Here is a 20,800-nt window from a genome sequence, read left to right as displayed (position 1 = left end):
AAAACACTCCCACCTAACCGGGCGACCTTCAGCCCCGGCATTTGAACCGCTCATCTCCGTCCCCCATGAATCCTATCAGCTGCCTCAACCGCCGCACCCTCCTCAATCGCTTTGGCATGGGCCTCGGCGGCATCGCGCTCAATGAATTGCTCGCCCAAGGCTCCGAGCCTCCCGATCACGGCGTGCTTGGTGGCACGCACTTTGCGCCGAAGGCGAAGCGGATCATCTACCTCTTCATGTCAGGTGGCCCCTCGCACCTCGACCTCTTTGATTACAAGCCGCTGCTCAATAAGCGCAATGGCGAGCAGCTTCCCGACTCCGTGCGCGGCACTCAGCGCCTCACCGGCATGTCGGGAAATCAATCCTCCATTCCCATGGTGGGATCTCCGTTCAAATTCACGCAGCATGGGCAGGCGGGTGGATGGTTTAGTGAATTGCTGCCGCACACGGCCAGCATCGCGGACGACATTTGCGTGGCGCGGTCGATGTACACGGAGTCGATCAACCACGGCCCCGGCGTGACGTTTTTCCAGACGGGCTCGCAGATCGCGGGGCGTCCCAGCTTTGGTTCGTGGCTCAGCTATGGCCTTGGCGCAGAAAACTCCAATCTGCCTTCGTTCACCGTCCTCATCACCAAAGGCAAAGGCGGCCAGCCCCTCGGCTCGCACCTTTGGGGCAGCGGTTTCCTGCCCACGAAGCACCAGGGCGTGCTCTTCCGTGCGGCGAAGGATCCCGTGCTCTACCTTGGCAATCCCGCGGGCGTCAGCGCGGACAGCCGCAGGCTCATGCTGGACCGTCTCAAAGAACTGCACGAGCACCAGTATGCCGGCACGCCGGATGCGGAAATCCAGAACCGCATCGACCACTACGAAATGGCCTTCCGCATGCAGACCAGCATCCCGGAAGTGACCGACCTCAGCGCCGAGCCGCAGCACATCCTCGACAGCTACGGGCCCGATGTGAAGACCCCCGGCACCTTTGCCGCGAACTGCCTCCAGGCGCGTCGTCTTGCCGAGAAAGGCGTGCGCTTCATCCAGCTCTACCACCAGGACTGGGACCACCACGGCGGCCTGCCCGGCGCCCTGCCAAAACTCTGCAAAGAAACCGACCAGCCCGCAGCCGCGCTCATCAAAGACCTCAAGCAGCGCGGCATGCTCGATGACACCCTCGTCGTCTGGGGCGGCGAATTCGGCCGCACCGCGTACTGCCAGGGCAAGATCAGCACCAACTTTGGCCGCGACCACCACCCGCGCTGCTTCAGCGCCTGGTTCGCAGGCGGCGGCATCAAAGCCGGTTCCGTGTATGGAGAGACCGACGACTTCGGCTACAACACCGTCAAAGACGGCCTCCACATCCACGACTTCCACGCCACGCTCATGTACCTCCTCGGCATCGACCACGAGCGGCTCACCTATAAGTTCCAGGGGCGGAGGTATCGCCTCACGGATGTGCATGGAAAGCTGGTGAAGGGGCTGATTGCCTGAAGAATGACGAAACCAGAATGAGGAATGACAAATGAAGCCCGAATGACCCAATGATATTGCCGCTTCGGGCTTGGTCATTCATTCGTCATTCGCCATTCTGGTTTCGTCATTTTCCCCTCCACCCTCCCGCTTGCTCTACGGCAAATCCCGTGTTCATTGCCCATCCCCTTTCATGAGCCAAGCCAGAACCGCCAAGCAGCACCGCAAAACCGCCGAGACGGACATTGAGATCGAGCTCAATGTCGACGGGTCCGGCAAATCGCAGATCGACACCGGCGTGCCGTTCTTTGACCACATGCTGACGCTGTTCACCAAGCACGGCCTGTTTGATCTCAAGGTCAAGGTCGTAGGCGACATCGAGGTGGACTATCACCACACCGTCGAAGACACCGGCATCGTCCTGGGCAGTTGCTTCCGCGAAGCCCTGGGCAGCAAGGCCGGCATCACGCGCTACGGCTTCTTCCTCCTGCCCATGGATGAAACGCTGGCCGAAGTGGCCATGGACCTGAGCGGCCGCGCCTTCCTCAGCTACCACGCGCCGGAGAATGTCGAGGCCATCGGCGGGGTGAACCGCTTCAGCTATCAGCTCGTGGAGGAGTTCCTCCGCGCCTTCTCCTCCAGCCTGCTGGCGACTCTTCACGTCGAGATCCGCCGTGGGCGCGATGCGCACCACATGGCGGAGGCCATCTTCAAAGGTCTTGCCCGCGCGCTCGATGCCGCCACCAAGCTGGATCCCCGCGTCACTGGCATCCCTAGCACGAAAGACGTTCTGTAATGAAACTTGGAGTGCTGGATTACGGCGCAGGGAATCTGCGCAGCGTGTTGAATGCCTTTGATGCCATCGGAGCGCATGCGAACCTCGTCACGAAGCCGGAAGACTTCGCGGACATCGATGTGCTGGTGTTTCCCGGTCAGGGTGCCTTCGGAGACTCCGTGCGCATCCTGAAGGAAAACCATCTCTGGGAGCCGCTGCGTGCCTGGCTCAAGGCCGAAAAGCCCTACCTCGGCATCTGCCTGGGCTACCAGCTCCTGTTTGAAAGCAGCGAGGAATGCCCCGGCGTGGAAGGCCTCTGCGCCGTCGCCGGCAAGGTGCGCAAATTCGACTCCGCCAGCGGCCTCAAAATTCCGCACATGGGCTGGAATGTGGCGCAGTGGAATCCCGAAAAAGCCGCTGTGTGGCAAAACTTGCCGAATCCGACACACATCTACTTCGTCCACTCCTACTATCCGGACGTGCAGGATGAGTCCCTCGCCCTCTGCCGCACCGACTACGGCGTCAGCTTCATCAGTGGCATCGCCAGGAAGAACCTCGTCGCCGTCCAGTTCCACCCGGAGAAGAGCCAGGAGGCCGGCCTCACCCTGCTGCGCAATGCGCTGAAGGTGCTGGAGCAGTAAAAGTACTCGCGAGCTTTAGCTCGCTCTGGAAGGCGCGGACATTTTTCCCAGAGTGAGCTAAAGCTCACAACTACTTTTCAGAGCCAGGAGGCCCGCCTCACCCTGCTGCGCAATGCGCTGAAGGTGCTGGAGCAGTGAAAGTACTCGCGAGCTTTAGCTCGCTCTGGAAGGCGCGGACGTTTTTCCCAGAGTGAGCTAAATCTCCCAAGTACCTTGGCCGGCTCTACGGCGCTGCCAGTCCTTTGATGTAGGCCTGATCCTCCGCCGAGAGTCGTGCGAAGGGCACCTCGAAGACCTGGCCGTCTGCGCGCTTGAAGCGGCCTGCATCCTTCGCTAGCGTGGTGAAGCTCTCCAGCGAGGCCTGCATCACGCGGCCCGTGGCGTCTTTCCAGTCGCGGACCGCCGTGGGCAGCACGCGGGCTGGAGCCGGTGCGGCGGCTGTGGTCGGCACGGGAGGAGCGGAGGACACCTGCGATTTGACCGGCCGCAGGGCCAGGTTCGGTTTCACAGTGATTAGCGGCTTGGAGAACGCGGCCAAAAAGGGCGGCAGCACCTCCCTGCCCTGCTCGCCCGCAAGTTCCTGCTCAATGCGCCATTGAGTGCCCTTCGGATCCTGCGGGGAGCCGATGCGGGTCATATCCATCTCGCCATCTTTGAAAGTGGTCACGACAATGCGCGCCGGCACGGGCGACATCTGGGCGGAGGCCATCGCCGCCACCATCCATGCTGTGTCTTGGATGGATTTGAAGGCCGCCGGGCTCAGGTCCAGGTTTGATCCGGAAGGCACCCCCAGGAAGAAGGCCGCCGTGTCATCACGCAGGTGTACGTAGGCGGAGAAAAAGGGGCTCGGCAAGGCCAGTCCGCCCAGGGCTGGATTCACAGCCACTCTCCCGTGCACCAGTCCGGCATACTGCAGCGCCAGCCGGTTCACCGGGTCGGCATTGCCCGCCACATCGCCCGCTTTGACGGTGGGAAACCACTTGAGCAGCACCGCCAGCTTCTCATTCGGAGTCGTCGCGGACTGGCTGATCGCGGGAGCTGCCGCCGCGGAGGGAGTAGAAGGCGTCCCGCCTGCCGGTGCAGCCGCCATGGGTGAGACAGGGCTGTCGTTCTTCTTTTCCGGCTCTTCCGCCGGACCCGCGCCCAGGCTGGGCAGCAGCGCTCCCGCCGCATGCGGTTCAAAGTAGAGCTCCAGGCGGTCCGTCGCATTGCTGGTGGAAAAGCGCCGCTCGATGCCCGCCTGCCAGTCCTCGTCATCGGCACGTTCGGTCCGGGCTTTGGCCACAGGGCCCTCCACCACTTCATCGTACAAAAAGGCTCCGCGCACTCCCACCACCAGCGTTTTCGGCTGCGGGCGCAGCTCAGCCACCTGCTCCCGCGCCACCGTCCACGCCATGCCCACCATGAATTTTTTCGCGTCGTCGGTGAATTTGCGCAGGTCCGGCACATGCACCATGAAGACGCACGAGTCTGGATTGAGGCGGCAGTAGCTCAGAAACTTGCCGTGGGAGAGGCTGATGGTCGATTTCCTGCCCTTCTCCACGCCCAGTTCGCGTCCCTTCATGACGACCGCGGAAAAGCCCGCCGCCAGCTTTTCAGCATCCGGCGTGTTGCCATAGGCCGTCTTTCCTTGGTCCATGTCGATCAGCCGGTTGGCCTCTTTAAAGGCCGCCTTCGCCGGTGCTGCGGCCGCCAGTTGGGAGTCGCTCATGAAATCCACCGCCGGTGCGGTGAAGGATCTCACCGTGCTCACGCTGGCCATCACCGCCACCAGCACGGCCCAGGGGATCGCCGGAATGAAAAAGAAGCTGTGGGAAGTCTTGATGTCCACATACAGGCGGGTGGCGGGATCCAGGTAGGTCTTCGAGATGGTTTTGCCGATGGTCCGGCCATACAGCGCGATGGCCATGGAGGCCCCCCACAGGTTGGCAGGTCCCACCATTCGCAGCATCCACTCCCAGTGCGTAGCCGCATAAGCAGCCGCAGCACCCGCTCCCCCCAGCAGTCCTCCCAGGATGCCAAACACCAAGATCAAAATTCCATGGCCTTTCCAGATAAGCATGCGCCGGGTTAACACGCCCTCTGCACTGTGGAAAAGCTTTTTTTGTAACAAAATCCATGAGCAGGCCGTGCCAGGCCCGCTCCGTCCAGGAAGTTCAGCCGCCCTTCGTCAGCGCCCCGCGCAGAATGGCTTCCTGCCGCCGCGCCATCTCACGCGCTTCTTCGGGCTCATGGTCGTCCCACCCGGCCAGGTGCATGAGGCCGTGGACGAGGTAGAGGGCCACTTCATGGTCCAGCGGCTGGCCGTGCTCCGCGCCCTGCCTCAGAGCGGTGTCGGCGCTGATGAGAATCTCGCCGTGGTGGAAGGTGATGACATCGGTCGGCGTGGGATCGTCCAGGAAATCCCCATGCACACGCGCAATGTCCCCGTCATCGACAATGGTGATCTCGATCTCCTCCAGCGCGGCCAGCGGTGCTTCGGGAGATTTCTGCGCGGCCAGGCAGCCGGGCAGCGCGGCTTTGCCGATGCGCCGCAGCCAGGGCAGCGGGATGGCGTGGGCCTTCTGCCGGTTGTAAATGCGAAGCTTCGGCAGCGGCATCAGGATCAGGCGGCGGAGGCCGGGGGCGACTTGCGGCTGCGGGTCTTCTTGATCACGACCTCCGTGGCGGGCGCCGGCGCGGAGAAGGAAGCCGAAGCCTCCACGATCTTTTCCGAGGCGGAGGCAGAGGCGATGGTTTCCTCATCACCCGCCAGCAGCGGCCGGGTTTCATCCCGCACAACCACAGGCACAGGCTGGGGCGCAGGCTTGGACTCCACGGCCTTCTGGTATTTGATGCGTCCATGCATCATGCTCAGGAGGGTTTTGCCAAAGCTGGCCTTCACCCGCGCGAGCTCGGCGATGGTGAGGTCACACTCATCGAGCTGGCCGTCCATCATGCGCGCCTGCACGATGTCATCGATCATCGTTTCAATGCGCGAGGCATTGGGCTTCTCCAGCGTGCGGGAGGCGCTCTCCACCGCGTCTGCCAGGGAGATGATGGCGGCCTCCTTGAACTGCGGGCGCGGGCCGGGATAGCGGAAGGTTTCCTCGCTCACCTGGGGCACGTCGTCCTCCTTGGCCTTGCCGAGTTTCACCAGGCGCTCCACCTCGGCCTTCTGATCCAGGGCCTGGCGGTAGAAAAAGTAGGCCAGGGAGTTGCCGTGATGCTGCTCAATGACGTCAATGATGCGTGTGTTGAGGTTGTGCTTGATGGCGAGGTCCACGCCGTCCTTGACGTGGGCGATGATGACCAGCGCGCTCATGCGCGGCGTCAGGTCCTCGTGCGGATTGGCCGCAGGGTCCATGTTTTCGATGAAGTACTCCGGCTTGCTGAGCTTGCCGATGTCATGGAAATACGCGCACACGCGGCACATGCTGGCGCTGGCATTGATGGTCTCCGCGGCGGCTTCAGCGAGGTTTGCCACGACGAGGCTGTGGTGGTAGGTGCCGGGCGCCTCGATGCTGAGGCGCCGCATCAGCGGGTGGTTCAGGTCTCCCAGCTCCAGCCAGGACACATCCGTGGTGACGCCGAAAATGCTTTCCAGCACGGGCAGCAGCCCGCCCACCGCCATGCCGGTGACAATGCCAATGAGCAGCGGCAGGCCCACCATGCGCCCCACTTTCTCCTCCATGATGACGCCCGCTGCCTCATGCAGCAGCAGCGAGTAGGCCATCGCCACCAGACCCACATAGAGGCCCGCCATGAAAAGGCGGTTGCGGCGGCGCACCCGCTTCGTCAGCAGCACGCCGGTGAAGCCCAGCAGCGCGGAAGTGGCCATGTAGGTGGGCGCGGAGATGGAAATGCACACCAGCACGCCGAGAAGAGTGGCGTAGATGGCCCCGAAGAGGCCGATGCGCCGGCCCAGAATCACGGACAGCACCACCGGCCCAAAGGCATGCGGCAGCACGATGGCCTTCAGCGTCTTGCCCCAGCTCTGGCTGATGGACAGGTCCAGCATCAGAATGACGAGGGCGAGGTGGGTGAAAATGGTGCCCAGCACGAGGAGCAGCACGCCGTTGTCACAGATTTCCTGCCGCAGCACCACGCGCTCATGCACCACCATGGCAAAGCCGATGGCCCCGGCATACAGCATGTGCAGCCAGGTCACCGCGGGCAGGCCTTCCTCCACCTGCGTGCCCAGGCGCATCAGGATGCCGATGCCGATGAAAAACACCACGTAGGCGCAGATGGCCCCCGCCGGGTGCGTGCGCATCTCATCAATGAAATCCCCTTCCTGGTGCTTTCGGCGGGTTTTGCCGCAGGAAAGCCCTTCGCGTTGCAGGCGGGCACGACGAATGGACTCGAACATGGGTTAAGGGTAGGAGGAAGTGACTAGCAGGGTATCATACATCGGGGTTCGGACAAGAATCTTTCCCCTCGCCTTCATCCTGTTTGTGCCGTTGTGTCTCATTTCCACGGCTTCTCCCGGATTGATAGGCTTCAATGATACGCTGCACGACCGGCAGGCGGACAATGTCTTTGGGCGCAAATCCCACGAAACGCACCCCCTCCACATCCTGCAGCAGGTTCACGGCCTCCTTCAGGCCGGACTTCACATGGCGGCGCAGGTCGATCTGGGAAGGATCTCCCGTGACCACGCAGCGCGCCCCCTCCCCGAGACGGGTCAGGAACATGAGCATCTGCTCCGTGGTGGTGTTCTGCGCTTCGTCCAGAATGATGAATGCATTTTTCAGCGTGCGCCCGCGCATGTAGGCCAGCGGGGCGATCTCGATGCTGCCACGCTCGATGAGGCGCTCCGCCTCCTCCGGCTCCAGCATGTCATAGAGGGCGTCGTAAAGCGGGCGCAGGTAGGGAAAAATCTTCTCCTTCAGGTCCCCAGGCAGGAAGCCCAGCGCCTCCCCCGCCTCCACGGCGGGACGGGTCAGCACCAGGCGCTGCACCAGCTTTTCTTTGAGGTAATGCAGGCCCTGGGCCATGGCGAGATAGGTCTTGCCGGTGCCGGCAGGACCCACGCCAAAGACGACCTCGCACTCCCGCATGGCCTGCACATAGGCGATCTGCCCGCGCGTCTTGGCCAGCACGGCGGGACGCTTGCCGGAGCCGAGCAGCCGGAGCTGCATGATGGCATCCGCCGGAGCGTCTCCGGCTTCGCGCTGCACGCTTTCCACCACCAGGCGCACCATGGCCGGGGAGATCTCACCGCCCGCGCGGCGTACTTTTTCGAGCTGCACAAACACTTCACGCGCCGCGGCGGTCTTGTCAGCATCTCCTTCCAGGCGCACCCAGCCTTCACGGCTGGTCACGCCCACGCCAAAGGCCTCCCCGATCAGCCGCAGAGAGCTGAGGTCATTGCCGATCAGCTTTTGCAGGAACTGCGGCGTCTCGTACGTGAGCGTTTCGACGGGCATCAGCGGTAGCCATAGGCCAGCGCCCAGAGGACGCCTGGCTCCGTCTTTGATTTCAGCTCAAAGACGATCCGGTAGGTGCCTGTCTTCGGCGGGTTGACGCGCACGCTCATGAAGTACTTGTCCACCTTCGTGTCGATCTGGACGGGCTGGTTCTTGTCGTCAAAGACCTTCATGTCCAGCGTCACGCCCTCCTGGCTCGTGCCCAGCCAGAAGGCGTACTCGTTGCCCTTGAAGAGCTGGTGGGTGATCATGAGCTTCTGCCCGCTCTTCACCTCGCCGTTCCAGTAGTCCTCACGCACGATGAAGCCCTTCTCCACAAAGGGGGTGGCGGCCTGCATGGCGTAGTCATGCGGCTCGTCCACCGTCGCGTGCACAAATGTGGCGCCGAGCAGCAGCACACAGGCGGCGGCGAGGGCGGGCCAGCGGGACCCGGGTCGGTTCATTGTTGGGTTTCTTTCCATGGATGAGGTCATGCGCCGCAGGTTCACCGGTGAGTTACTTTTTCGCGAGGATTTCGGCCAGCAGGCCGTCGCAGGTCTTGCCAATGTCAGACACGGCGTCTTTTGAGAAGCCGTCCACCGCGCCTTCCATCTGCTGCAGCACGGAGCCCAGGCCCTTCTGGATGGATTTCACCACGTCGTGGTTGCGCGTGCCGGCCGGCATTTTGTTGATGCTGCTCACGAAGTGCTCCACCAGCATCGGCTGGTTCAGCAGCTCCGCGCGGTCGGCGGAGAAGCTCTTTTTCACCACGGAGGTCACGGAGGCGGTGCCGCGCAGCCAGCCGCCGAGGCTGACGCACTGGGAGAGGTCCGTGTCCTTCATCTGCTCCATGGTGTCCTTCACGGTCTTCTGCGTCTGGTCAAACTCCTTGCGGATGGCGCTCCAGTTCCCCTTGTCCGCGGCATCCAGAATGGCCTGGGCATGCGGCAGCACGGACTTGCTCAGGCCGAGGCTCTTCGCCAGGGAGATGACATCATGGCCGATGTCCTTCACGGCCTCCTTGTCCTCCGCCTGCACGGCCACAAAGCCTTCCGCCACGGTGTAGCCAAAGAGCAGCGAGAGCTTGGTGCGGTCGCTGGTGATGGGGATGTCCTGCTTGCGCAGTTCGGCGCGCCAGTTCGGCTCTCCCAGCTTGTCCAGCACGGAGAAGACCTCGCTCGGCACCGGCACGACCACGTCATCCACGACCTTGCCGGGGAAGGCGAGAGGATCAAACTCCTCCACCCCCTTGGTGCCCTTGGGGGCAGCGGTGAGAGGAAGGCTGAGAGCCAGCAGAGAGGCGGCCACCAAAGCGGGGCGGGTGAACAGGGAGCGTTTCATGACAAAAAACCAGGAGGGGGTGAGAGCGCAGATTGAGTCCGGCCAACTCAAACCCATTACCCCCAAATCGCAACTGGTTTGACCGCGAGCTCTAACGAAGTGCATGAATGGCACCAAAAATTGCTGCATCCCGTGCAGCACGCGGCGGCTTATTTCACTTTCTGACCAGCACCAAAACCGTGGCGGCCCGCACCTCCGCGGCCAGGGCCTCCATTTCCGTGCTGGCAGGGCGCGTCAGCGGAGAGACGGTCTGGTAGGCGGGCAGAGTTTTGAGAAGGTCCGCCGCCACCCGCGTCTTGATGGCGTAGGTCACGTTCTCCCGCCCGCGCAGCACCGCAGCCACGATGCCGACGACCGCGCCGGATTTGACGTCCACAAGAGGGCCGCCGGAGTTCCCCGGCTGCGCAGGCACGGTGATCTGGTAATGGTCGCGGTCATCGCGAATGCCGCTGAGGCTGCTGATGCGCCCGTCGGTAAATTTCGGCTCCACGCCCTGAAGATCGGCATTGGGAAAGCCGATGGTGAAAACGGCCGCACCCATGGTCCCCTCCTGCGTGGTCAGCGGCAGCCATTTCGAGGCGGGCTCCCGGGTTCTCAGCACGGCCACGTCTCCCTCAAAGTCTGTCTTCACCACCTGGGCGTGGCGGATGACGCCGTCCGCGCCCCGCACATCCACTTCGGCGGCGTCGTGCACCACATGCTCATTGGTCAGCAGCCAGCCGTCTCTGGAAACATAAAAGCCGGTGCCCGTGGCGGCGTAGTTTCCGGCCACGAGGAACTCCGCCACCTTGCCGCGCTCCGGCTTCGCCTCCACCTCCTGGCCAAACAGCATCGCGCAAAAAGCTTTGGGCGAAACCCTCCCTCCCAGCCAGTTGAAGATGACGGCGTTGGAGCGCAGGCGCGGCTCCATGCGCTGGGCCAGAAACGCGCGCATGTCGGAGGGGTCGTTGCTCACATCGGCATCCGCAAAAAGCTTGTCCGCCTCTCCGCTGATCGCCTCCACTTCACGCATGATCTCGCCGGCCACTTTTTCATTGCCTTCGCAAAGATGTTCCGTGAGCAGCTTGCGCAGCGCGGTCATCATCTCGGTTCTCTCCTGCTCCTCCTCCTGCTTCGCCTTGGCCGCTGCGGTCCGCTTCGCCTCAAGCTGGCTGTTGATCTCGCTGCCCAGTCCTTTTTCGGCCATCTGGCGTTTCTTCAGCACGCCGTTCAGGAAATAGAAGCCGCCAAACACAAGGCCGACCCCGAGCACCACCAGACCGATGATCAGGGCCGTGGCCATGCCGTCTCCTCCCTGGGGTGGCTTCGCCGCACTGCTGGCCGCAGGGCGCGGGCCTGGAGCACGAGAGCCAGGAGACTGCGGGCGGGATGGATTCTGCGGGCTTCTCGGCCCGGGCGCAGGCGCAGTCTGGGCGGGCGAGGGCACCTGGCGCGCCTGCACCACAGGCACGACCGGCGGCGGGGCGACCATGAAGATCTGCTGGCAAAAGGGACACTGCATCTGCCCTCCCATGAAGCGCTGCTCGATCGACAGAGGACTTTGGCAGTTGGGGCAGTTGATTTGCAGGTTCATCGCTATTTTGAAAGTAAGCAAATTCAGCGGTGTCAGGCAATACCATTTCATTAAATAGAACGCAGCACCCCCTGGCCCCCGCCAGCTCCATGGGCCGGGCCAAACTCTCAGGTATTCCCTGAGGGTGCTGACAGGGTCTGGTCAGGTTGTGGGGGGTGGGTGGTCTCGTATTGGGTTCCGTCTTTACCCCTCTGGCCAGCCCCATGATGACGCCCCACTTCGATGCTCTGAAATCGGGCAGCCGCTCCTCCGTCTCCGCCCGGCTGCTGCCCACGGCGGGACTGCTGGCCGCCCTGGCCTTTTTCATCGGCACGGCGGCGATCACCTCCCTCAATATCCGCACCCTGCGTTCTCTCACGGGAAAGGTCTCCCACACGCATGAGGTCATCATCGGCCTGGAGGACATCCTTTCCACCCTCAAAGACGCGGAAACCGGGCAGCGCGGCTTTTTGCTGACCGGGGACGAGCGCTACCTGGCTCCGTATGAAACCGCGCTGGCACGCATCGACGAGCGTCTGGCCAGCATGCACTCCCTGACGGCTGACAATCCGCTGCACCAGGAGCTGATGCCCATGATCAAAAACCAGATGGACCTGAAGCTTCAGGAGCTGGCGGAGACCATCGAGGTCCGGCGGAGGCAGGGGTTTGACGCGGCGCTGGCCATCGTCATCAGCGACCGCGGCAAGGCCGCCATGGATCTGCTGCGGAAAAACATCACCACCATGCAGCAGGAGGAGCGCAGCCTGCGGCGGCAGCTTTTTGCCGAAACGGACGCGGCTTTCCAAACGGCGCTGAAGAGCACCATCGCCGCCGGGGTGCTGGGCGTGGTCATGGCCCTGCTGGTGTCCTGGCTGCTGCAGCGCAATGAGCGCGCGCGCCAGCAGCAGCAGTGGCTGCAGAGCGGCCAGGCGCAGCTCGCGCAGAAGCTCATCGACGAGCACCGGCTGGAGCGCCTGGGAGAGAACGCCCTCTCCTTCCTCTGCGAATATCTGGGGGCGCACGTGGGCGCGATCTTCATCGAGGAGTCCGGCAGCTTCCGCCGCTGCGCCACGTATGCCCTGCCTCCGGGCGATGGCCTGCCCGCGATCCTGAAGCCAGGCGAGGGCCTGCTGGGCCAGGCCGTCAAAGACCGCCGTCCCCTCATCCTCCATGAAGTGCCGGAGAACTACTTTGCCGTCGGCTCCGCGCTGGGCACAGCACGCCCGCGCCACCTCATCATCGTTCCTGCGATGAACGACACCACCATCACCGCCGTGATTGAGCTGGCCTTTTTCCACCCCGTTTCAGATGCCGCGCTGGAGCTGCTGAAGCGCGTCTCCGGTCCCGTAGGCACCGCGGTGCAGGCGGCGAAAACCCGCGCGCTCATTGAGGAGCTGCTGGAGGAAACCCAGCGCCAGGCGGAGGAAATGCAGGCGCAGACGGAGGAGCTGCGCGTCTCCAATGAGGAGCTGGAGGAGCAGAGCCGCGTACTGAAACTGACGCAGACGCAACTGGAGCAGCAGCAGGCGGAGCTGGAGCAGAACAACCTGCAGCTCGAAGCCCAGACGCGGCAGCTTGAACTGCAGAAGAACAATCTCCTCCAGGCCAAGCTGGGGCTGGAGGCGCAGGCGCGCATGGTGGAGCAGGCCAGCCACTACAAGTCCGCCTTCCTGGCCAACATGTCCCACGAGCTGCGCACGCCGCTGAACTCGGTGCTCATCCTGGCCCAGCTCCTGGCGGAAAACCGCGACGGCAACCTCAACGAGCAGCAGATCAAATACGCGCGCACCATCCAGGGCTCCGGCAATGACCTGCTGGGCCTGATCAATGACGTGCTGGACCTGGCAAAGATCGAGGCCGGGCGCATGGACATCAAGCCGCAGCCGGTCGTCATCCGCAGCCTGCTGGAAGGACTGCGCAGCCAGTTTGGCCCGGTGGCGGATGAGCGCGGACTGAAGCTGGACCTGCAGGCGCTGCCCGGCGCGCCCGCCAGCATCGAGACCGATCCGCAGCGGCTGGACCAGATCCTGCGCAATCTGCTTTCCAACGCGCTGAAGTTCACGGAAAAAGGCACCGTGACGGTGGAGGTGGCCGGCAGCAGCGAAGGCACCGTGGCCTTCCGCGTGCGGGACACGGGCATCGGCATCGCGCCGGAGCAGCAGGGCATGATCTTTGAGCCCTTCTGCCAGGGGGATGACACCACCAGCCGCAAGTACGGCGGCACCGGCCTGGGGCTCTCCATTTCCCGCGAGCTGGCGCGCCTGCTGGGCGGGGAGATCCGGCTGAGCAGCGAGCCGGGCAAAGGCAGCACCTTCACCCTCATGCTTCCCGCGAAGGCTGGCGCACCCATGGCAGCGGACGCGGCCAACGCAGCGCCCGCCGCAGCGGCCGCATCAACGCCCCCCGCCGCCAGGCCGGCCGCACCGGTGGTGGCGGATGACCGTGACCGACTGACGCCCGATGTGAAGCGGATCATCCTCGTGGTGGAGGATGATCATGCCTTTGCCGAGGTGCTGGCGGAGATGGCGCGTGAGCAGGATTTCCAGTGCCTCGTCACTCCGAGCGCGCAGGAGGGGCTGGAGCTGGCGCGCCAGCACCTGCCCGCCGCCGTCGTTTTGGACATCGGCCTGCCGGACCGCTCCGGCCTGCTGGTGCTGGAGGAGCTGAAGAGTGATGCACGCACGCGCCACATCCCGGTGCATGTGGTGTCCGCCAGCGACTACTCGGAGAAGGCGCTGGCCATGGGCGCGGTAAGCTTCCACGTGAAACCCCTGACGCGGGAAAAGCTGATGGAGGCCTTCCAGGATCTGGAAAAGCACCTGACCCACCGCCTGCGCCGCGTGCTGGTGGTGGAGGACGACCCCGTGCAGCTCAAGTCCCTGTGCGAGCTGCTCTCCTCCCGCGATGTAGAGGTCGTGGGCGCGGAGAATGCCACCACCTGCCTGGAGCAGCTCCACTCCGGCACCTTTGACTGCATGGTGCTGGATCTCAGCCTGCCGGAGACCAGCGGCTTTGCCCTGCTGGAAAAGATCAGCCTGGACGAGTCCTGCCCCTTCCCGCCGGTCATCGTCTATACCGGACGGGAACTCGCGGCGGATGAGGAGCAGCAGCTCCGCCGCTACTCGCGGGCCATCATTGTCAAAGGCGTGAAGTCTCCCGAGCGCCTGCTGGATGAAGTGGCGCTCTTCCTGCACCAGGTGGTGCGCGATCTGCCGCCCGAGCAGCAGCGCATGATCGAGAAAGCCCGCAGCCGCGAGGCCGCGCTGGAAGGCCGCCGCGTGCTGCTGGCGGAGGATGACGTGCGCAACATCTTTGCCCTGACCAGCATGCTGGAGCCCATGGGAATCCAGGTGGTGGTGGCGAGAAACGGCCGCGAGGCCCTGGAGATGCTGGAGAGCAGGCAGGGCACGGACAAGCCCATCGACCTCGTGCTGATGGATGTGATGATGCCGGAGATGGACGGGCTGGCGGCCATGCGCGCCATCCGCCAGCGCCCTGAATGGCGGAAGCTGCCCATCATCGCCCTCACGGCCAAGGCCATGCCCTCAGACCAGCAGCAGTGCCTGGCCGCAGGCGCCAGCGACTACCTGGCCAAGCCGCTCAACGTGGAGAAGCTGCTCTCCCTCATTCGCGTGTGGATGCCCCGATGAAGACGCTCCACACCGACACCGAAAGCATCGAGCTGGAACTCCTGGTGGAGGCCATCTTCCGGAAGTACCACTATGACTTCCGCAACTACTCGCCGGCCTCGCTGAAGCGCCGCCTCATCCAGGCGCGCGAGCACTTCGGCTGCCAGACCTTCTCCGCCCTGCAGGAGCGCGTGATGCATGATGCGGCCCTGCTGCCGCGGCTGGTGGGCTACATGACCATCCAGGTCAGCGAGATGTTTCGGGATCCCTCCTTCTTCCGCGCGCTGCGGGAGGAGGTGCTGCCGCACCTGCGCACCTACCCTTCCCTGAAGGTGTGGGTGGCGGGCTGCAGCGCCGGCGAGGAGCTGTACTCCCTGGCCATCCTTTTCCGCGAGGAGGGGCTGGAGGAGCGCACCATGTTTTACGCCACGGACATCAACACCCACGCGCTGCGCAAGGCGGAGGCCGGCATGTATGATCTGGAGCGCATCTCCCTCTTCACGGCCAATCATCAGCGCTCCGGCGGGAAGTCCTCCCTCTCCGACTACTACACCGCCGCGTACGGGGCCGCCGTCTTCGACAAGTCCCTGCGCAAACGCACCGTCTTCTCCGACCACACCCTGGCCTCGGACGCCGTCTTTGCGGAGGTGCACCTGGTGTGCTGCCGGAACGTGCTCATCTATTTCAACCGGGAGCTGCAGGACCGCGCGGTGGGTTTGTTCAAGGACTCGCTGGTGCGCCGCGGCTTTCTCGGCCTGGGGTCCAAGGAAAGCCTGCACTTCTCCGCGCACGCGGCGGCATTCTCCGAGTTTGACCGTGAACAACGTCTCTACCAGAAGCGCGCATGAACTCTCCCGCCTCCCAGCTTCAAATTCACCTTCAGACCGAACCTGAGGCCCAGACGCAGACGCAGACTCAAACTCAGACGCAGGCCCTCGTGATCGGCGGCTCCGCCGGCTCCGTGGGCGCGCTGCTCCAGCTCCTCCCTTCTCTGCCGGGCGGCTGCCCGCTGCCGGTGCTCATCGTCGTCCACCTGCCGCCGGAGGACAACGGAGGGCTGGCCGGACTGCTGGACAGCCAGTGCCAGATCACCGTGAAGGAGGCGGAGGACAAGGAGCCCGTCCGCCCCGGCGTGGCCTGCCTGGCCCCGGCGGACTACCATTTGCTGGTAGAACCTGATCTCAGCCTCTCCCTCTCCCAGGATGACCCGGTGTATTTTTCGCGCCCGTCCATCGACGTGCTGTTCGAGTCCGCGGCGGACGCCTATGGCGGCGGCGTGGCAGGGGTGATTCTCACCGGTGCCAGCGCGGACGGCGCGCGCGGGCTGCGGGCCATCCACCGCGCCGGGGGCCGGACCTTTGTGCAGGACCCCGCCACGGCGGAAGCCCCCATCATGCCGCAGGCCGCGCTGCAGGCCTGCCCGGAGGCATGCGCCCTGCCGCTGGAGCAGCTCGCCCAGGAGCTGCGCGCCCTGGTGCGGCCCGCCGAACTTCACGCCCAGCCTTCATGACCGCGCCCTCCCTCAAATTTCTGCTGGTGGATGACCTGGAGGCCAATCTGGACGCTCTGGAGGGCCTGCTGCAGCGGGACGGCCTGGAGCTGCTGAAGGCGCGCTCCGGCCCCGAGGCGCTGGAACTGCTGCTGGTGCATGACGTGGCGCTGGCGCTGCTGGATGTGAACATGGCCGGCATGGACGGCTTTGAGCTGGCGGAGCTGATGCGCGGCACCGAGCGCACGCGGCGCGTGCCCATCATCTTTCTCACCGCCGGGGCCATCGACCAGCAGCGGCGCTTCCGCGGCTACGACGCCGGCGCGGTGGACTTCATCTTCAAGCCCATCGAGCCGCACATCCTGCAGAGCAAGGCGGGCATCTTTTTTGAGCTGGCCATGCAGCGGGAGGTCCTGCGCCGGAAAGCCGAGGAAGCCCAGGCCGCCAGCCGCGCCAAGGATCACTTCATGGCTGCTCTCAGCCATGAGCTGCGCACGCCGCTGACGCCCGTGCTCATGGCCGTGGCCGCCCTGCAAAACGACCACGGGCTGGCCTCCGAAGCCCGGGAACTGCTGGACATGATGCGCCGGAACATCGAGCTGGAGGCCCGCCTCATCGACGACCTGCTGGACGCCACCCGCATTCACAACGACAAGCTCACCATCAAGCCCGCGAATGTGGACGTGCATGAGCTCCTGCGCCACTGCCAGGGAACCATCGCCTGGGACGTGCAGGAAAAGCAGGTGAGCATGATCTCCGACCTCGGCGCCGACCACCACCACGTGTGGGCGGACCCCGTGCGCCTGCAGCAGGTCTTTGGCAATCTGCTCAACAACGCCGTCAAATTCACCCCCGCCCTGGGCAACATCACGCTCCGCACCTTCAACCCGGATGAAACCCACATCGCCGTGCAGGTGGAGGACACCGGCATCGGCATCACCCCGCAGGCCAGGCCGCGCATCTTTGACGCCTTTGAGCAGGGAGACGCCAGCGGCCAGCCACGCTATGGCGGCCTGGGCCTGGGCCTCTCCATTTCCAAGGCCATCGTGGAAGCCCACGCCGGCACCATCACCGCGGACAGCGCGGGCCCCGACTGCGGCTCCATCTTCACCGTCACCCTCTCCGCCAGCGAAGCCGCCGCGCAGCCCGCCACCCCCGCCACGCCGCCCGCCGCCACCCGGCAGCCCCTGCGCCTGCTCATGGTGGAAGACCACGCCCCCACCCGCGCGATCCTGGGCCGCCTGCTCGCGCGCCATGGGCATGAAGTCGTCAGCACCAGCACCATGGCGGAGGCACTGGCCGCCTTCCACCCCGAGGCCTTCGACGCCGTGATCACCGACCTCGGCCTGCCCGACGGCAGCGGCCTCGAGCTCATGCGCGAACTGCGCAAGCACAGCACCATCCCCAGCATCGCCCTCAGCGGCTACGGCATGGAAGCCGACCTCCAGCAAACCAAAGAAGCCGGCTTCACCGCCCACCTCACCAAACCCATCCAGGTGGAGGAGCTCCTCAGCATCCTCGCCAAAGTGGAACGGTGATCGCGCACACGCTCACCCAGCGCGGGTAGGGCGGCTTGTCCTCAAGCCGCCGGGGTCGATGACGCTGAGCACTTCCTGGTAGGACCTAGCACTCACCGCATGCCGTCAGCCCAGGGCTCCGCTACCACCCCCTGCCACTCGCACCTTTCTCCTGCTCACGCGGAGGGCTGGGGACAGCCCTCCCTACCTCGCGCTGGGCACGCGTACGCCCAGCGCTGGTAGGGCTGCTTGTCCTCAAGCAGCCGCGGTCTATCGCGCTAAGCCGGCGCAGGCGCAGTGCAAGCGCACCAGCGTCCTGGAGTGCGGTCGCGCAGATGCAAGGCGCAAGCCTGCATCGGAGCTACCGCTTTCGCGGGGTGAAGTGGGTGCTGCCGCCTCAGTTCCCCGTCCGGCATGCGGATGGGCTCTTTCGCCAGCGTGCTGGTCCTCGTATACCGTCCGGCATGCAGATGGGCGCTTTCGCCAGCCTCCAGGTTCCCGCCTGCCGTCCGGCCTGCGAAAGCGGTCGCTGCGCTCGTTCCTCGCTCCGCGACCGCACTCCAAATTCACGCTCCGCGCTCGCGCATGCGTGGCAGCTTTGCAGCCCTCGAGTTCGCCATCACATCTTCCTCCTCCTCTTACTCCCGGAAAGGGAGGAGGAGTTCAAGCCAGCCTCCTACGCCATCCGCGGCAGCACCTCGACCACGTCCGCGAGCACGCGGCCGCTGCCGTGGCGCAGTTCATTGCAGCGGCCGAAGAGGATCTGGCCGCTCGTCGCGCCGAGGAGATCGGCGAGGCGCTGGTCCACGGAGATGCGGAAGTAGCCGCGCGGGTGGCTGGAGTGCGGCACCTGGTAGCGCTCCAAAATGGCCCCGAAGGGCACCAGGCCCTCCAGCACGAGCTTCTGCGCCTCCTCGGGCAGAATGTCGAGATGAATGCCGATGGCCCCAAACTCCACGGGCATGCCATCGCTGTGGCGATGCAGCACGGAGGCACGCACGAGGTAGTTGCCGATGCGCGCGCGGGCGGCGACATCGAGGTCGATTTCGCTGCCGTGAAATTCGCGCAGGTGGGGCGTCATGTCCTTGTCATGCACCAGGAGAAAGCGCTCCTGCTCGGCCAGGTCCTGCGGATCCACAAACGTCACGCGCGGGCGTACGCTGCCGATGCCATAGAAAAAGATCAGCGGCGCGAGGATGTCCTCGTCCTGCCTGGGCCCCTTCATGGCACTGCGATGTTCGGGCTCAAGTGTAGCGGGCATATTGGCGATGCTGGGGGAGGAAGAACTCATGCAGCAGGCGGTCCACCTGCAGCAGACCATCGCGGGTGAGGGTGATGCCCTTGTCATCCAGCGTGGCAAAGCCTTCCTTGGCCAGGTAGTCGAGCTGCGGCGCAAAGTGCTGGCGCGGATCTTCACCGAATTTTTTGACGTAGTAGTCGAACTCGCTGCGGCCCAGCTTGAGCTTCAAAATGAACTCGCGCACAAAGCGGTCCTCCGCCGTGGTCTGGTAGGCGCGGAAGATGGGCAGCTTCCCCGCATCCACCGCCTGCATGTAGGGGCCCACATCGGCTTGGTTTTGATAATGCACGCCGCCGAGATGGCCGAAGGAGGCCACGCCGCAGCTCAGCAAATCGGCCCCTTCCCACAGGGAGTCGCGATACACAAACTTGATGCGCTGCGGATCCTTCACCACGGTGTAGGCGCTGGTCACGGTGTAGCCGTCCTTCTGGAATTCATCGAAGGCGTAGCTGACCCAGTCGCGCTTCGTCTGCCAGTCGGCCACGGGAGCGGTGACTTTTCCTTCGGCCTTCATCTGCTGGTACATGGTGGTGTTGTAGGGCACCTCCATCTGGTAGATCGTCACCGCATCCGGCTGCATGGCGATGGCCTTGGCCACGGTCACTTTCCAGTTTTCCCAGGTCTCGTTCATCATCCCGGCAATGAGATCGATATTGATATGCTCAAAGCCCAGCGTGCGGGCAAAGCGGTAGGCCTTTTCGATTTCGCCACTGCGATGCGCGCGGCCGTTCGTTTCGAGGATGTGGTCGTCGAAATTCTCCACCCCGAGGCTCAGGCGCGTGACGCCGATCTCGCGGATGCCGGTGAGCTTCACTTCATTGAGCGTGCCCGGCTCCGCCTCAAAGGCCACCTCTGCCGCCTCGTCCCAGGGGATCATGGCCTTCATGCGGTCCGTCAGGTTCTTGAGCTGCGGCACGGAAAGGTAGCTGGGGGTGCCGCCGCCGAAGTACACGAAGTGCGCCTTGCGCCCCTTCAGATACGGCTGGCTGGTGAGGTGCTCCATCTCGCGCATGCCGGCGTCGATGTAGGCCTTCACCTCCTGCGCGTTCTTGTCGGTATAGACCTTGAAGTAGCAGAAGTGGCAGCGCTTGCGGCAGAAGGGGATGTGGAAGTACACGCCCAGCGGGATGTTGGCGGGAGCCGGCTGCTGCAGCACGGCCTCCACCGCGGGCACCTGGTCCGGCTTCCAGAAGGAAAACGGCGGGTAGTTGGAGACAAAGTAGTTTCCAGCCTCGGTCTGTTCGACCTTCTTTTCGTGGGCGGGCGTTTCGAGCGCGGTTTGCATGAGTGGGGGTTCCTTAAGTTACGACCGCCGGGGCGGGTTCTACAATCAAACTTACCCCGAAGCGCCGCAAATGGGAATTATTTCCCTGTCGTGCGAAAAGCGACAGGCGCGGTGGGGATGCCTTCCGCTGGGAGCGCCGATGTTTCATCCGCTCTGGGCGAACGTCCTCGGCGCTCTCGCGTGGAATGAAGCGCTTGAACTAGCTTGTGCATCGCGGGCGCATCGCCAGAGCCGGTTAAAAACCGGCGCTCCCAGTAGCTGCCAGTACACAGTCTGCCTCGTGGCCTCGATGCAGGGGCTGCAGGAAGCGTGCACACGCTGGGGAGTTATGGAAGGGGGATGAGGGCAAAAAGATGAGGGGCAAAAAAGTCAGAATCTGAAAGATCGGAAAAATCTTTTTGCCCGCAATCTTTTTGCC

The 20,800-nt window shown here is 64.1% G+C and carries 16 protein-coding genes; 7 read left to right on the top strand and 9 right to left on the bottom strand.

Features of this window, described 5'->3' with window-relative positions:
• The first annotated feature begins 65 nt into the window (after positions 1-65).
• The 3 genes from ACILSQ_RS16270 to hisH all read left to right on the top strand — a co-directional run bounded on the left by ACILSQ_RS16270 (position 66) and on the right by hisH (position 2,879).
• The gene (locus ACILSQ_RS16270) at positions 66-1,484 is read left to right on the top strand and encodes a DUF1501 domain-containing protein (protein WP_395744710.1); all 1,419 of its coding nucleotides are present in this window, start codon (positions 66-68) and stop codon (positions 1,482-1,484) included.
• A gap of 172 nt (positions 1,485-1,656) precedes the next feature.
• The gene (gene hisB / locus ACILSQ_RS16265) at positions 1,657-2,259 is read left to right on the top strand and encodes an imidazoleglycerol-phosphate dehydratase HisB (protein WP_395744709.1); all 603 of its coding nucleotides are present in this window, start codon (positions 1,657-1,659) and stop codon (positions 2,257-2,259) included.
• On the top strand, positions 2,259-2,879 hold the full coding sequence (gene hisH / locus ACILSQ_RS16260) for an imidazole glycerol phosphate synthase subunit HisH (protein ID WP_395744708.1): 621 nt from the start codon (positions 2,259-2,261) through the stop codon (positions 2,877-2,879). Before hisB ends, hisH begins: the two co-directional genes overlap by 1 nt.
• A gap of 223 nt (positions 2,880-3,102) precedes the next feature.
• Here hisH and ACILSQ_RS16255 read toward each other — a convergent pair whose 3' ends face one another.
• From ACILSQ_RS16255 to ACILSQ_RS16225, 7 genes are all read right to left on the bottom strand, one after another.
• Entirely contained in the window at positions 3,103-4,941 is a 1,839-nt protein-coding gene (locus tag ACILSQ_RS16255) for a hypothetical protein (RefSeq protein WP_395744707.1), read from the bottom strand.
• A gap of 94 nt (positions 4,942-5,035) precedes the next feature.
• Complete coding sequence (gene ybeY / locus ACILSQ_RS16250) at positions 5,036-5,479, bottom strand: rRNA maturation RNase YbeY (RefSeq protein ID WP_395744706.1); 444 nt, start codon at positions 5,477-5,479, stop codon at positions 5,036-5,038.
• A 5-nt stretch (positions 5,480-5,484) separates the two neighbouring features.
• A complete protein-coding gene (locus ACILSQ_RS16245) occupies positions 5,485-7,230 on the bottom strand; it encodes an HD family phosphohydrolase (protein WP_395744705.1) in 1,746 nt (581 codons plus the stop codon).
• A 34-nt stretch (positions 7,231-7,264) separates the two neighbouring features.
• Positions 7,265-8,290 carry a PhoH family protein gene (locus ACILSQ_RS16240; protein WP_395744704.1) on the bottom strand — a complete coding sequence of 342 codons (1,026 nt, stop codon included), beginning with the start codon at positions 8,288-8,290 and terminating at the stop codon, positions 7,265-7,267.
• Positions 8,290-8,733 carry a hypothetical protein gene (locus tag ACILSQ_RS16235; RefSeq protein WP_395744703.1) on the bottom strand — a complete coding sequence of 148 codons (444 nt, stop codon included), beginning with the start codon at positions 8,731-8,733 and terminating at the stop codon, positions 8,290-8,292. The genes ACILSQ_RS16240 and ACILSQ_RS16235 overlap by 1 nt, the downstream gene beginning before the upstream one ends.
• A 52-nt stretch (positions 8,734-8,785) precedes the next feature.
• Positions 8,786-9,610 (bottom strand): hypothetical protein, encoded by an 825-nt coding sequence (locus ACILSQ_RS16230; protein ID WP_395744702.1) that lies wholly within the window; start codon positions 9,608-9,610, stop codon positions 8,786-8,788.
• 154 nt (positions 9,611-9,764) lie between these two features.
• A complete protein-coding gene (locus ACILSQ_RS16225) occupies positions 9,765-11,183 on the bottom strand; it encodes a trypsin-like peptidase domain-containing protein (RefSeq protein WP_395744701.1) in 1,419 nt (472 codons plus the stop codon).
• A 206-nt stretch (positions 11,184-11,389) separates the two neighbouring features.
• Here ACILSQ_RS16225 and ACILSQ_RS16220 point away from each other — a divergent pair, with 206 nt between their 5' ends.
• Genes ACILSQ_RS16220 through ACILSQ_RS16205 form a run of 4 tightly spaced genes read left to right on the top strand, consistent with a single transcriptional unit; the run spans position 11,390 to position 17,818 of the window.
• On the top strand, positions 11,390-14,812 hold the full coding sequence (locus ACILSQ_RS16220; protein WP_395744846.1) for a response regulator: 3,423 nt from the start codon (positions 11,390-11,392) through the stop codon (positions 14,810-14,812).
• On the top strand, positions 14,809-15,639 hold the full coding sequence (locus ACILSQ_RS16215) for a CheR family methyltransferase (protein WP_395744700.1): 831 nt from the start codon (positions 14,809-14,811) through the stop codon (positions 15,637-15,639). Before ACILSQ_RS16220 ends, ACILSQ_RS16215 begins: the two co-directional genes overlap by 4 nt.
• The gene (locus ACILSQ_RS16210; protein ID WP_395744699.1) at positions 15,636-16,301 is read left to right on the top strand and encodes a chemotaxis protein CheB; all 666 of its coding nucleotides are present in this window, start codon (positions 15,636-15,638) and stop codon (positions 16,299-16,301) included. Before ACILSQ_RS16215 ends, ACILSQ_RS16210 begins: the two co-directional genes overlap by 4 nt.
• On the top strand, positions 16,298-17,818 hold the full coding sequence (locus ACILSQ_RS16205) for a response regulator (RefSeq protein WP_395744698.1): 1,521 nt from the start codon (positions 16,298-16,300) through the stop codon (positions 17,816-17,818). The genes ACILSQ_RS16210 and ACILSQ_RS16205 overlap by 4 nt, the downstream gene beginning before the upstream one ends.
• A 655-nt stretch (positions 17,819-18,473) precedes the next feature.
• On the opposite strand, the gene ACILSQ_RS16200 is transcribed toward ACILSQ_RS16205, so the two are convergent.
• Positions 18,474-19,058 carry a hypothetical protein gene (locus ACILSQ_RS16200; protein ID WP_395744697.1) on the bottom strand — a complete coding sequence of 195 codons (585 nt, stop codon included), beginning with the start codon at positions 19,056-19,058 and terminating at the stop codon, positions 18,474-18,476.
• Positions 19,042-20,382, bottom strand: coding sequence for a coproporphyrinogen-III oxidase family protein (locus ACILSQ_RS16195; protein ID WP_395744696.1), 1,341 nt, complete (start codon positions 20,380-20,382; stop codon positions 19,042-19,044). Before ACILSQ_RS16195 ends, ACILSQ_RS16200 begins: the two co-directional genes overlap by 17 nt.
• Between the last annotated feature and the right edge of the window lie 418 nt (positions 20,383-20,800).

It is taken from the genome of Prosthecobacter sp., assembly GCF_044227185.1.
Taxonomy (GTDB): Bacteria; Verrucomicrobiota; Verrucomicrobiia; order Verrucomicrobiales; family Verrucomicrobiaceae; genus Prosthecobacter.
The sequence above is the reverse complement of the archived record's forward strand: the minus strand, read 5'-3'. Positions and strand labels throughout refer to the sequence as shown.

Excerpts from the sequence above, each read along its gene's own strand:
- ACILSQ_RS16245 (WP_395744705.1), bottom strand. The coding sequence starts at position 7,230 with ATGTTCGAGTCCATTCGTCGTGCCCGCCTGCAACGCGAAGGGCTTTCC.
- ACILSQ_RS16255 (WP_395744707.1), bottom strand. The coding sequence starts at position 4,941 with ATGCTTATCTGGAAAGGCCATGGAATTTTGATCTTGGTGTTTGGCATC.
- ACILSQ_RS16225 (WP_395744701.1), bottom strand. The coding sequence starts at position 11,183 with ATGAACCTGCAAATCAACTGCCCCAACTGCCAAAGTCCTCTGTCGATC.
- ybeY (WP_395744706.1), bottom strand. The coding sequence starts at position 5,479 with ATGCCGCTGCCGAAGCTTCGCATTTACAACCGGCAGAAGGCCCACGCC.
- ACILSQ_RS16240 (WP_395744704.1), bottom strand. The coding sequence starts at position 8,290 with ATGCCCGTCGAAACGCTCACGTACGAGACGCCGCAGTTCCTGCAAAAG.
- ACILSQ_RS16195 (WP_395744696.1), bottom strand. The coding sequence starts at position 20,382 with ATGCAAACCGCGCTCGAAACGCCCGCCCACGAAAAGAAGGTCGAACAG.
- ACILSQ_RS16220 (WP_395744846.1), top strand. The coding sequence starts at position 11,390 with ATGACGCCCCACTTCGATGCTCTGAAATCGGGCAGCCGCTCCTCCGTC.
- hisB (WP_395744709.1), top strand. The coding sequence starts at position 1,657 with ATGAGCCAAGCCAGAACCGCCAAGCAGCACCGCAAAACCGCCGAGACG.
- ACILSQ_RS16270 (WP_395744710.1), top strand. The coding sequence starts at position 66 with ATGAATCCTATCAGCTGCCTCAACCGCCGCACCCTCCTCAATCGCTTT.
- ACILSQ_RS16200 (WP_395744697.1), bottom strand. The coding sequence starts at position 19,058 with ATGCCCGCTACACTTGAGCCCGAACATCGCAGTGCCATGAAGGGGCCC.
- ACILSQ_RS16210 (WP_395744699.1), top strand. The coding sequence starts at position 15,636 with ATGAACTCTCCCGCCTCCCAGCTTCAAATTCACCTTCAGACCGAACCT.
- ACILSQ_RS16205 (WP_395744698.1), top strand. The coding sequence starts at position 16,298 with ATGACCGCGCCCTCCCTCAAATTTCTGCTGGTGGATGACCTGGAGGCC.
- ACILSQ_RS16230 (WP_395744702.1), bottom strand. The coding sequence starts at position 9,610 with ATGAAACGCTCCCTGTTCACCCGCCCCGCTTTGGTGGCCGCCTCTCTG.
- ACILSQ_RS16215 (WP_395744700.1), top strand. The coding sequence starts at position 14,809 with ATGAAGACGCTCCACACCGACACCGAAAGCATCGAGCTGGAACTCCTG.
- hisH (WP_395744708.1), top strand. The coding sequence starts at position 2,259 with ATGAAACTTGGAGTGCTGGATTACGGCGCAGGGAATCTGCGCAGCGTG.
- ACILSQ_RS16235 (WP_395744703.1), bottom strand. The coding sequence starts at position 8,733 with ATGAACCGACCCGGGTCCCGCTGGCCCGCCCTCGCCGCCGCCTGTGTG.